We start from the raw sequence: 11403 nt of genomic DNA on the forward strand, positions 1-11403 counted from the left end.
CTGATATGAAAATGCCAGGTGTGGTCATCAATTTGCTCCCAGTCTGTTGCCAGACCCGGCAGCAGGTCCCCGGTTCCCGGATCACGAGCGGTCAGTGCTTCGTACATGTTCCGTAGAATGGTCGAGTGGGATGCAATATATGCATGGGAGCTGTCGAGCGATTCTGGCTGCTCTGCAACAGCAATGGTGATTTCTTGTGCACTGAGTGGCGATGCAGCCATGGCACTGCCAAGCACCACTGTGGATGCGAAAGCAGCTACCTTATGCTGGTTAAACAACATAGGATTCTCCTGAATTGTTGTACTTGTACTGGCGTTGGTACAGCCAACCAGTGCTGTCACCTTATGGCTTCAGCACACCAGCTTCCACGCAATAGAGTACCGACTAGTAATACTTTTTTGCGCACCCCCACTGGATGGATACTACACTGGCTCCAACTACCAGCCCAGCATGGCCTGTTGGAGAGCAGTCACCCGTCCCGGCGCCTATGCCGCCCTGCCGACCCATGCAGACCTGGCAAGACTCAGGGCCTGACCGGCAACCTGAAACGCTGATTCCCCAGGCGCTACCGTCGCGGAGTGCCACCGGCCAGCGCTTGCATAGCCAAAGACCATAGGCCACTCGCCCAAGCCAACTGGCGAAAAAAACCCGGCCTGCAATGGGCCGGGTGAAAAGACAGCGCTGGCTGTCGAGAGAGCACGGAGCTACAGGATGATCAGTGGTGGAAGCGCTCGGCGGCTTCGCGAGCCAGTGACCGGATGGCGTCCCAGTCCTCAGCCTCGATCAACGACTTGGGGGTCAACCAGGAGCCGCCCACGCACATGACATTCTTCAGGGCGAGGTAGTCCTCGGCGTTATTCACGCCGATCCCGCCGGTGGGGCAGAACCGCGCTTCGGGTATCGGGCCGGCAAAGGCCTTGAGCGCCTTGACGCCCCCACTGGCCTCGGCGGGGAAGAACTTGAAGCGACGGTAGCCGTATTGCCAGCCGGTCATCAGCTCGGAGACGGTGGCAACGCCGGGCAGCATGGGGACCGGACTGGTCACGCCATAGCGATAGAGCGCTTCGGTGGTCCCCGGGGTCACCACGAAATCGGCGCCGGCCTGCTCGGCCTGGCGGTACTGGGCCGGGGTCAGCACGGTACCCACGCCGATACTGGCCTGGGGCAGCGCCTCGCAGAGACGACGGATCGCCTCCAGGGCACAGTCGGTGCGCAGCGTCACCTCCAGCACGGTCAAGCCACCCTCCACCAGGCACGCCCCAGGGGAACGGCATCTTCCAACCGCTCGATGGCCAGCACCGGGATCACCTCCGCCTTGAGGCAGATGCTGTCGAGCTCGGTGGTCCGAGTAGAGGGAAGCTGTTTTTCGATGGTCATGAGCAAGCACTCCAAAAAGTCGGCCAGAAACGATCAAGGGGCCCAGTAAACGGCCAGTGGACAGGACAGAAAGGCGCGGATGGGGAGTTCGCGGAGATCGTCACCGGCCAGCGCACGGGCCAGCACGCTGCGCTTGTCGCCGCCCGTGATGTGCAGGATGTGCCGATGGGCCTGGTGGAGCCGGTCTGCGCTGAGGGTAATACGCGCCTGGGCCTGGCTTGGCGTACGCACGGCGACGACGGGCTCCGCGGTGGAAAGTGCCAGCTCGAGCTCCCGGCTATCGGGAAACAGCGATGCCGTGTGGCCATCCCCACCCATGCCCAGCACCACCAGGCTTGCCGGCCAGCTCAGCGCCTCGATGCGGCGGGCAACCGCCTCGACGCCCTGCTCGGGCGTCTCGTCATCGGTGATGAGTGAAATGAAATTGGCCGATGCGGCCGGGCCTACCAGCAGATGCTTCCTTACCAGGCGGGCGTTACTCGCCTCGGCACTCTCCGAAACCCAGCGTTCGTCGGCCAGGGTCACGTCGATGCGGGACCAGGGAAGGTCCCGCACGGCCAGGGCCTGGAAGAAAGGCACCGGCGTCGATCCACCGGAGAGGACCAGAAGGACACGCTCCTGCCGGGCCAGATCCTGCCTAAGGGCCTCGGCCGTCGCTTCGGCGAGCTGTTCGGCGAGTTGATCACGGGGCTTGGCATCCGATATCGCCATATCAGTAGTCCTCATACCAGCTGCGTCCATCCTGGGTAATCATGGCAATGGAAGCCACCGGCCCCCATGAACCCGCCGGATAGCGCCGGGGGGGATCGCCCAGCGCCTTCCATGCCGCAATCAGGCTATCGCACCAGTGCCAGGCGTGCTCGACCTCGTCGCGACGCACGAAGAGATACTGCTGTCCCTTCATCACCTCCAGCAGCAGGCGCTCGTAGGCATCGGGTATCCGAGCCTTGGGAAAGGCGCTGCCGAAATCCAGGTGTAGCGGCCCCCGGCGCAGCCGCATTCCCTTGTCCAGGCCACTGTCCTTGGTCAGCACTTCCAGGGCGATACCCTCGTCGGGCTGCAGCCGGATGATCAGCTTGTTGGCGGCCAGGTTGCGCTGGTCAGGGTCGAAGATATAGTGCGGCTGCTGGCGGAAGTGAATGACGATCTGCGACAGCTTCTCCGGCATGCGCTTGCCGGTGCGCAGGTAGAAGGGCACGCCGGCCCAGCGCCAGTTGGAAACCTCGGTCTTCATGGCCACGAAGGTCTCGGTCTCGCTTTCCTGGTTGGCCCCCTCCTCCTCCAGGTATCCGGGCAGGCTCTGGCCCTCGATGGAGCCCGCGATGTACTGGCCACGCACCACGTCGCGCCCCAGGGCATTCTCGCTGAACGGCTCCAGCGCCTTGAGCACCTTGACCTTTTCGTCGCGGATGGCATCGGCATCCAGATTGGCCGGTGGATCCATGGCAATCAGGCAGACCAGCTGCAGCAGGTGGTTCTGAACCATGTCGCGAAGCTGCCCCGCCTTGTCGAAATAGCCCCAGCGCCCCTCGATGCCGACCTGCTCGGCCACGGTTATCTCGACGTGTGAGACGTGATTCTGGTTCCACTGGGTGCCAAACAGGGGATTGGCGAAGCGCAGGGCGATCAGGTTCTGGACTGTCTCCTTGCCCAGGTAGTGATCGATGCGATAGATACGCGACTCCGGAAATACCGAGCCAATGGCATCGTTGATCTCGCAGGAACTCTCGTAGTCGTAGCCAATCGGCTTTTCGACAACCACCCGAGAGAGCTCATCCAGGCTGCCGCTGCCCTGCAGGTTCTCGCATATCTCGCCATAAAGGCTCGCCGGTACCGCCAGATAGACCACCAATGGGCAAATCACGGTCTCGTGGCGTACGGCGGAGCGCCACTCGCCGATTGCCTGGTAGCCTTCGGCAGCGCCGAAGTCCAGCTGCAGGTAATCGAGACGGGCCATGAAGCGCTTGAGCACGTTACGGTCCAGCTCGCTGCCCTTGACGTGGGTCTGAAGTGCTTCGGTGACCCGCTTGCGAAAGCCTTCAACCTTCAGTGCCTGGCGTGCGAGCCCAAGGATGCGCGTATCGTCGTGCAGCAGGCCTTCCCGATCCAGATGGTAGAGTGCTGGATAGAGCTTGCGCAGCGACAGATCGCCCAAGGCACCGAAGAGTGCCAGGTCGATAACGGCCCGGCTGTCGTCTTCCAGCCGCTTATGTACGTTCATGCACGCCCCCATCTGGTTAACTTACTAAAAAAATACGCCAAGGAAGCACCATCGGGCAAGTTTATTCTGTAATATTACTATAAAACAGGACGCAACATCGCTACCGTTCGCGTCCTAACGAGGGTTCGCGCTAGGATAGCAAACCGCTTGTTGTAAAATCACCACATCACCCAACTGCCCGGCGCACCGCGCCATGCCGTCACGGAGAGCCCGATCCATCATGGCCAATCACGACCTGCTCCAGCGTATTCGCCAGCGCCTCGAAGAGCTGAACCGCTCCGAGCGCAAGGTCGCGGACGTCATTCTAGCGGACCCGGCCCGAGCTACCGGCTTGAGCATCGCCAGCCTGGCACAGGCTGCCTCGGTCAGCGAACCCACCGTCAACCGCTTCTGTCGCAGCTTCGATGCCAAGGGCTACCCGGATTTCAAGATCAAGCTAGCCCAGAGCCTCGCAGGGGGCACGCCCTATGTCAGCCAGGCCGTGGAGCCTGGCGACGGCGCCGCCGAATACACCGGCAAGATATTTGGCGCCACCATCGCAGCCCTGGACGAGGCCAGCCGAGAGCTGGACCCGGCACGCATCGAGCGGGTAGTGGACTATATGATCCAGGCCAAGCAGATCCACTTCTTCGGCCTCGGTGCCTCGGGAGCGGTGGCACAGGATGCCCAGCACAAGTTCTTCCGCTTCAACCTGCCGGTCACTTCCTACGTGGACGTGTTGATGCAACGCATGGTGGCCGCCGCCTGCCATACCGGCGACGTGGTCGTGGTGATCTCGTGGACCGGCCGCACCCGTGAACTGGTCGATATCGCGCGGCTGGCCCGGGAGAGCGGCGCCGTGGTGCTGGGCATCACCGCACCCGGCTCACCGCTGGCCGGGGAGTGCACCGAAACCCTTGAGGTCGCCACTCCCGAAGACACCGATGTCTACATGCCGATGACCTCGCGAATGATCCAGCTCACCCTGATCGACGTATTGGCCACCGGTGTCACCCTGCGGCGTGGCGAAGACTTCCTTCCACACCTGAAGAAGATCAAGGACAGCCTGCTGGAAACGCGCTACCCGGTCGGCTAGCGCGGCCGGCAACCGGCAATCCAGCTCACCGAAACTTCGGGCACAAGGATGCCCCGCTCATACGGATTGACCGGGGCACTCCTACCATCAGGACTTAAGGGTTTCCAGCATATCGCGCACCATCAGAGAAGTCGTGGAGCCATCATTACCACTTCCTCTCTATAATCCTGTAGTGCCTTTTCGATTATCTCAATCCACGCCCCCTCAGTCGCAACTTGCCGGCGCTCTTTCGCATGAATGCTTACTAGCTCACTGCCTGCCTCAGAACTCAACTCCAAGTCAGTGGTAATACGAGTATTTAGCGTAATCGCCCAGAACCCTGGATTGAACCATGCCCAGAACTCGTCAATATATACATCCATGATTAAAACATCATCTCTGGCTTCGGCGAGTCCATTGACAACATTGTAGCCTGCCTGCTGCAGGGCAACGGAAAGGCTGCTGCGCACGACTTCCTCCACTGTCAGCCCGCCTTCCAACAGAATGTCACCCATCGCCTTGCCATAACTATTCCGCTTCCTCCCGACAGCCCTCGCTTTGGTCTCATCCGATGCTTGACCAACCCCTCCTGAACCAAGCGAGGGAGTGCTTGGTTCTCTCGGAGACTCCTCAAAGGCTCGCCGGTCAATCACATTGCTTATCACTACATCTTTCCCAACACCAGAATCTTGACCCGATCTCACTTCCGGGACCGAAACTGAGATTTCACTTCGACCCGTTGCACACCCCGAAAGCAAGATGAGAAAGACAACCACCACAATTCCTGCATATTTATTTCGTTTCAAGACAGCCCCCAATTTCAAGTTTAAAATGGCGTCTACCGCTCAAGGACCATCAGTTCTTTCACCCCCAGCAACCTACTGTGAAGCATGCCCTCCGACCCAGTCACGACAACAGCCTCGTTATATCAGCTTTTTCGGATTTTCAATAGCTTATCCACACGGTAAAGCTTGAAAGGATAACATTAGAATAATTCGATATTATACAGCACCTGTACAACCGCTATCGGAATTCACATTTGGGTTGGCTATTCAACTAAGTTAACATTGCGCTACTTCGAGCCTGGCCGAGATGACAATAATGCACCGATCCTTACATCTCGAAGATTGGCGAGGCTGGCTTGCGGATGAGGTAACGTCCATCAGCGAGCCTGGACATCGCATCTTATCTCCGCCGGGCAATGCACTGCCGGCGATGCTGCGTCGCCGTCTCGATGCTGCGGGCCGCGCCACCTGCGAGATCCTCGCCACCCTCGATCCCGGCTCGGACTTCCCGCTGGTACATGCTTCCCGTCACGGCGATACCACCCATACCCTATCGATGCTTGAAGCCCTGGAACTCGGCGACCCTCTATCACCGACACGCTTTTCCATGTCGGTACACAATGCCGTACTAGGGGTACACTCCATCGCTCGCCAGCACCATCGCCCCATCCAGGCACTGGGAGCCTGTGGCGACGAGTTCGATGCCCTCTTGCATGAGGCCTTAGGCTACCTTGTGGAAGGCCACCAAGCCGTTGTCGCGGTGTTTTCGGAAGGCCCCCTTCCTTCGGCCTACGATGGGTGCACGGAGCATCCCGGTACCGCCTGTGCGGTCGGCATGCGGCTGACGCTGACCCCAGGGCGGCGGTTGATGGCCTCTGACTCGGTGCACACCGCCCACCCGACACCCCTCGAGGTGATTAGCTGGCTGAATGGTGATGTCTCCTACCTTGATGGCCGGCAACGGTGGCAGTTGGAGTCAGAATGAATCTGGACAGATGGTGGCGCGGACTGGGCACGGCGCTCTCCTTCATCGCCTTCGGCATCGGCGGCCTTTTCATCGGCCTGGTGGTCGCTCCCTTGTTGAGCGTATGTGTACGCGACAACGAACGACGCCATTATCTGGCAAGATGCCTTATCCAGCGCTGCTTCCGGGCTTTCATCGGCCTGATGCAGGTTTTTGGTGTGCTCGATTATCACTTCGATCGCCAGGAACGGCTGCAGCGCCCCGGGCTGCTGGTACTGGCCAACCATCCGTCGCTGATCGATGTCATCTTCCTGCTGGCCCACATGCCTCATGCCGACTGCATCGTCAAAGGGCGACTGGCCACCAATCCCTTCACTCGAGGGCCAATCCGGGCAGCGGGCTATATCACCAACGGCGACCCCGAAGCGGTACTCGATGCCGCCAGGAAGAGCCTGGCGAGGGGAAGCTCCCTGGTGCTGTTCCCGGAAGGCACCCGCACCACTCCACAGCGTCCGATCAAGTTTCGGCGTGGTGGCGCCAACATCGCCCTGCGTACCGCAACCGATATCACCCCGGTGCTGATAAGCTGCAAGCCTACCACCCTGACCAAAGGCGAGCCCTGGTACCATATTCCCCGGTACAAGGTGCAGCTTGAACTGCGCGTACTCGAAGACCTGCCCATCAACGACGATAACCAGCAGCCGACCGGGCAGGCCGCAAGACAACTGACACGTCGGCTGAGCGATCACTTCAACAGGGAACTGGAACAATTTCATAATGAACGAGATGCAAGAACTGTCACTTGAGCTCAAACGGCTGATCATCGATACGCTGGAGCTCGAGGATATTGCCCCCAGCGATATCGACCCCGACGCTCCGTTGTTCGGCGAGGGGCTGGGCCTGGATTCCATTGATGCTCTGGAACTCGGCCTGGCACTGCAGAAACGGTTCGGCATCAAACTGGATGCCGAAGCCGAGGAAACTCGCCGCCACTTCGCCAGCCTGAATGCACTGAAAGCCCTGGTGGAGGCCCGCCGTGTCGCTTGATGCTGCTACTACCAGTCATGCCGAGGTCTTCGACCACGTGCGCAAGACCCTGGTCGAGCTGTTCGAACTCGAGGCCAACGACATCAGACCCGAAGCCCGTCTCTACGAGGATCTCGACATCGACAGCATCGATGCCGTGGATCTGGTGGTCGAGCTCAAACAGTTCACCGGGCGGCGTATCAACCCCGACGACTTCAAGGCGGTGCGTACCATCGACGACGTGGTCAATGCCGTCGAACGGCTGATGCAGCGCTGAACCATGTCGCTCCCCGGTATCAAGTGGCTCGGCATGCTCGTCGCGCTGGCCTGGCCGCTCCTGGCGTTCGCGCTACACGGCACGCTGGGCAGTTGGCCCCTGCTGGCCATCGGCGCGGCCCTGCTCGCCTGGCGCCTGCCCCAGGCTCGCCGCCTGGCTCTCGCTGGCGCGGTGCTGCTGCTCACCGTGGGCGGGCTGGGCCATGCCGAACTCGGCATGCGCGCCTATCCGATCGCCGTGAATGCCATCATGCTGGCCATTTTCCTGACCAGCCTGGGCGGCCCCATGCCAATCGCCGAGCGCCTGGCGCGCCTGCGCGAACCCGCGCTGTCGCCGGCCGGGGTACGCTATACCCGCCGCGTCACCTGGGCCTGGTGTGTTTTCTTCGTCGTCAACGGCGGCATTGCCGCCTGGACGGCACTCTACGCCGAACTGGCCATATGGTCGCTGTACAACGGCGTCATCAGCTATGGCTGATCGGCCTGATGTTTGCTGGTGAATGGCTGCTGCGCCAGCGATTGCGGAGATCCTCGACGTGACATTCATCGCCCTGAGCCAGGCACCCTGGCGGCGCCCTGTCCACGACGCGTCCCTTCCCGGGCTGCCACCCGGCTGGGTCATGCCGGGTGCCTTGAGCGAACGCATCCTGGCCTGGCGCGCCTGGCTGGCCGGCCGTACTGGCGACCGGTGGCTGCTCTGCCAGCGTCGGCCCGACGCCTTCTGTGCCGCGTTGATAGCGCTGTGGGAGAGCGGCCGTGTCGCTGTCCTGCCGGCCGATGACCGCCCCGAGACTCTGGCCAGGCTGACTACCGAGGTCGACGGCGTGCTCCCCGATGCGCCGGAGGCATCCGCCGCCACCCTGCCACCGCCTCTCACGCCATCGCCTGCCGCCACCGCCGTGGTGCTGTATACCTCCGGCTCCACCGGCGACCCCGTGCGCCTGGGCAAGCGTTTCGACCAGCTCGATGCCGAGCTGGCCGCCCATGCCATGCTGTGGCCGCTGGCCGACAGCGCAGTGATCTCCCAGGTCAGCCACCAGCATATCTACGGCCTGCTTGCTGGCGTGTTGCATCCACTCTCTACCGGCGCCCCCTTCTGCGGTGACGACTGCCGCTACCCCGAAGTGCTTGCCAGTCGGCTTGCGGAAGTTGGCCGCGCCGGGCTGACGCCGGTGGTGGTGAGCTCTCCAGCCCAGCTGTCGCGCATGCCCGACCACCTGCCATGGACCGACTATCCCGCACCACGTCGAGTGTTCTCTTCCGGAGCGCCCCTCGCCTCACAACATGCCCGACACGCCGAGCACCTGTTACGCGCACCGGTGATCGAAATCTACGGCAGCACCGAAACCGGCGGAATCGCCCAGCGACGTCAAGCCCGAGACAGCACCTGGCAACCCCTGCCGGGGGTAGGGCTATCATTCGACAGCGAGCGCCTACTGCTGCGTTCGGCATTTCTCGAAACACCCGACGCCTGGTGGCAGCAACCCGACCGTGTCTCGCCCAGGGGCGACGGCTTCGAGCTGTTGGGCCGTGCCGATCGCGTAGTCAAGATCGCCGGCAAGCGCGTTTCGCTGGCTTACGTCGAGCGTACCCTGGCCGAGGCCCCTGAGATCATCGATGCACGTTGCATTGACCTCGGTCGCGGCGATGGTCGGTTGGGGGCGGTGATCACCGCACATGGCGACGCCATGCCGCATGAACACGCCACCCGCCACGGGCTTATACAGGGCCTGCGCTCACGCCTGGCGACACACCTGGAGCAGGTGGCCATTCCGCGCTACTGGCGCTGCGTCGATGCCCTGCCCTGCAATGCACAGGGCAAGCTCGATCGCGGCCTGATCAAGCGCCTGTTCGCCGACCTCGACGATGCCAGGGCCCCACGTTGCTGGGCGAGCATCGCCGGACCGCCGAGACCTGCACCCTGACTCTCGAGGTCCCGGAACGTCTGGCGTACCTCGAAGGCCATTTCGATGAATATCCCCTGGTGCCCGGTGTGGTCATGGTGCAATGGGCCATTCAGCTGGCCCGCGAGAGCTTCGGCGAACTGGGTGATTTCCAGGGTATCGAACGCCTGAAGTTCCAGCGCCCACTCCAGCCCGGGACACGCTTCACGCTTGCTTTGACGCGTCGCGAGGAGGGCATCGCCTTCGTTCTCGACTCGCACCAGGGGCGGCACTGCGCTGGCCGGGTCCGCCTGCAACCTCGATCGGAGGCGCCACATGCCTGAGCCTCGCCCCTGCGCCCTGGTACCGGTTTACGATCACCCCGACACGATCGGTCCGGTCTGCACCGAGCTGAGCGCCTGGGAGTGCCGATCGTGCTGGTGGACGACGGCAGCAGTGCGGCGTGCGCGGCCGAACTCGACCGCCTCGCCACACACCCCGGCCACCATCTGCTGCGCCTTCCCACCAACCGCGGCAAGGGTGCTGCGGTGCGTGCCGGGCTCGCGGAAGCTCAGCAGTTGGGCTATACCCATGCCCTGCAGGTCGACGCCGATGGCCAGCACGCCAGCGAGGACCTGCCCGCGTTCCTGGCATACCTCGATAGCGCTCCCGACACACTGGTGGTCGGCTACCCGCACTATGATGCCAGCGTCCCTCGCGCACGCCTGTACGGCCGCTACGCGACCCATATCTGGGTGTGGATAAACACGCTGTCGGGGGAGATCCGCGACTCGATGTGCGGCGTCAGGCTCTATCCGATCGCGGCTCTCAATTCGCTGCTGGCCCGACACGCCTGCGGCGACCGCATGACCTTCGATACCGAGTTGCTGGTACGCTGGCATTGGGCCGGGGGCGCGCTACGCAACCTGCCCGTGCGGGTGCATTATCCACGTGATGGCGTGAGCCATTTCGCCCTGTGGCGCGACAACCGCCAGATCAGCGCCATGCATGCCCGCCTGTTCGTCGGCATGCTGCTGCGCCTGCCCCGCCTGCTGGCCCGTCGATGGCGAAGAACGCCCGTGAAGGCAAGCCCATGAGCCAACACTGGGCACGAATCGGAGAGCGCGGTAGCCTCGTCGGGATGCGCCTGATGGTGGCCACTCAACGCCACCTAGGGCGCTGGCCCTTTCGAGTGCTATTGGGGCCGGTCATGCTGTGGTACTTCCTGCTGCATGGCACGGCACGCCGCGCCTCCCAGGCGTACCTGCAGCGCCTCGACCCCGCTCTTGCCCGACACCCTGGCAAGCGGCTGTGGCTCGGCTATCGACACTTCCTGGCCTTCGCCGATGCCCTGATGGACAAGGTCGCCGCCTGGAGCGGCGATATCGCCGACGAGCGCCTGGCCGGCAACGGCATCGCCCGCTTCAGCGCCGCCATCGCGACCGGACAGGGCGGCCTGATTCTGGTCGCCCACCACGGCAATCTCGATGTGGTCAATGCACTGGCCGAGCGTCATCCAGGCCTCGATCTGACGGTGATGATGCATACCCGCAATGCGCGCAAGTTCAATACCCTGCTGGAACGCGTCACCGGGCGCCCCCGCCCCCAGGTGCTCGAAGTCAGCGAGATCACCCCGGCCACCGCCCAGCTTCTCGCCGAGCGCATCCACGCCGGAGGCTATGTGATCATCGCCGCCGACCGGCTGCCGCTGTCCGGTGAGCGCAGCCGTCGCCTCGACTTTCTCGGTGCCCCGGCGCTCTTCCCCGAGGGTCCATTCCGGCTGGCGGCCCTGCTGCGCTGCCCGCTCTACACCCTGG

The 11403-nt window shown here is 62.7% G+C and carries 13 protein-coding genes and 2 pseudogenes; 10 read left to right on the forward strand and 5 right to left on the reverse strand.

The annotated features are described in order from the left end of the window. From Q427_RS22740 to zwf, 4 genes and pseudogenes are all read right to left on the reverse strand, one after another. Positions 1–281, reverse strand: a pseudogene (locus Q427_RS22740) (hypothetical protein); the annotation flags it as partial. A gap of 434 nt (positions 282–715) precedes the next feature. Beyond that, positions 716–1377: pseudogene (locus Q427_RS22745) on the reverse strand (bifunctional 4-hydroxy-2-oxoglutarate aldolase/2-dehydro-3-deoxy-phosphogluconate aldolase). A gap of 33 nt (positions 1378–1410) precedes the next feature. Then, the gene (gene pgl, locus Q427_RS22750; protein ID WP_043517500.1) at positions 1411–2088 is read right to left on the reverse strand and encodes a 6-phosphogluconolactonase; all 678 of its coding nucleotides are present in this window, start codon (positions 2086–2088) and stop codon (positions 1411–1413) included. Between the two features lies 1 nt (position 2089). Next, positions 2090–3598, reverse strand: a complete 1509-nt coding sequence (gene zwf / locus Q427_RS22755; protein ID WP_043517501.1) for a glucose-6-phosphate dehydrogenase — start codon at positions 3596–3598, stop codon at positions 2090–2092. A 220-nt stretch (positions 3599–3818) separates the two neighbouring features. On the opposite strand from zwf, the gene Q427_RS22760 reads away from it, so the two are divergent. Then, positions 3819–4673 carry a MurR/RpiR family transcriptional regulator gene (locus Q427_RS22760; protein WP_043517502.1) on the forward strand — a complete coding sequence of 285 codons (855 nt, stop codon included), beginning with the start codon at positions 3819–3821 and terminating at the stop codon, positions 4671–4673. A gap of 122 nt (positions 4674–4795) precedes the next feature. Here Q427_RS22760 and Q427_RS29330 read toward each other — a convergent pair whose 3' ends face one another. Further along, positions 4796–5167 (reverse strand): hypothetical protein, encoded by a 372-nt coding sequence (locus Q427_RS29330; RefSeq protein ID WP_051496617.1) that lies wholly within the window; start codon positions 5165–5167, stop codon positions 4796–4798. 586 nt (positions 5168–5753) lie between these two features. On the opposite strand from Q427_RS29330, the gene Q427_RS22770 reads away from it, so the two are divergent. From Q427_RS22770 to Q427_RS22805, 9 genes are all read left to right on the forward strand, one after another. Then, positions 5754–6422, forward strand: coding sequence for a beta-ketoacyl synthase chain length factor (locus tag Q427_RS22770; protein WP_043517505.1), 669 nt, complete (start codon positions 5754–5756; stop codon positions 6420–6422). Then, positions 6419–7207 carry a lysophospholipid acyltransferase family protein gene (locus Q427_RS22775; protein WP_051496618.1) on the forward strand — a complete coding sequence of 263 codons (789 nt, stop codon included), beginning with the start codon at positions 6419–6421 and terminating at the stop codon, positions 7205–7207. Before Q427_RS22770 ends, Q427_RS22775 begins: the two co-directional genes overlap by 4 nt. Then, a complete protein-coding gene (locus Q427_RS22780) occupies positions 7188–7448 on the forward strand; it encodes a phosphopantetheine-binding protein (RefSeq protein ID WP_043517510.1) in 261 nt (86 codons plus the stop codon). The genes Q427_RS22775 and Q427_RS22780 overlap by 20 nt, the downstream gene beginning before the upstream one ends. Beyond that, entirely contained in the window at positions 7438–7704 is a 267-nt protein-coding gene (locus tag Q427_RS22785; protein WP_043517506.1) for an acyl carrier protein, read from the forward strand. Before Q427_RS22780 ends, Q427_RS22785 begins: the two co-directional genes overlap by 11 nt. 3 nt (positions 7705–7707) lie before the next feature. Next, a complete protein-coding gene (locus Q427_RS22790) occupies positions 7708–8181 on the forward strand; it encodes a hypothetical protein (protein WP_231613867.1) in 474 nt (157 codons plus the stop codon). A gap of 58 nt (positions 8182–8239) precedes the next feature. Beyond that, a complete protein-coding gene (locus Q427_RS22795) occupies positions 8240–9628 on the forward strand; it encodes an AMP-binding protein (RefSeq protein ID WP_231613868.1) in 1389 nt (462 codons plus the stop codon). Further along, the gene (locus Q427_RS34670) at positions 9586–9930 is read left to right on the forward strand and encodes an ApeI family dehydratase (protein WP_231613869.1); all 345 of its coding nucleotides are present in this window, start codon (positions 9586–9588) and stop codon (positions 9928–9930) included. The genes Q427_RS22795 and Q427_RS34670 overlap by 43 nt, the downstream gene beginning before the upstream one ends. Before the next feature lie 90 nt (positions 9931–10020). Next, on the forward strand, positions 10021–10683 hold the full coding sequence (locus Q427_RS22800; RefSeq protein WP_231613870.1) for a glycosyltransferase family 2 protein: 663 nt from the start codon (positions 10021–10023) through the stop codon (positions 10681–10683). Next, on the forward strand, positions 10680–11403 hold a 724-nt coding region (locus tag Q427_RS22805; protein WP_043517507.1), incomplete at its 3' end, for an LpxL/LpxP family acyltransferase. The genes Q427_RS22800 and Q427_RS22805, both read left to right, overlap by 4 nt.

The organism is Halomonas sp. BC04 (genome assembly GCF_000568385.1).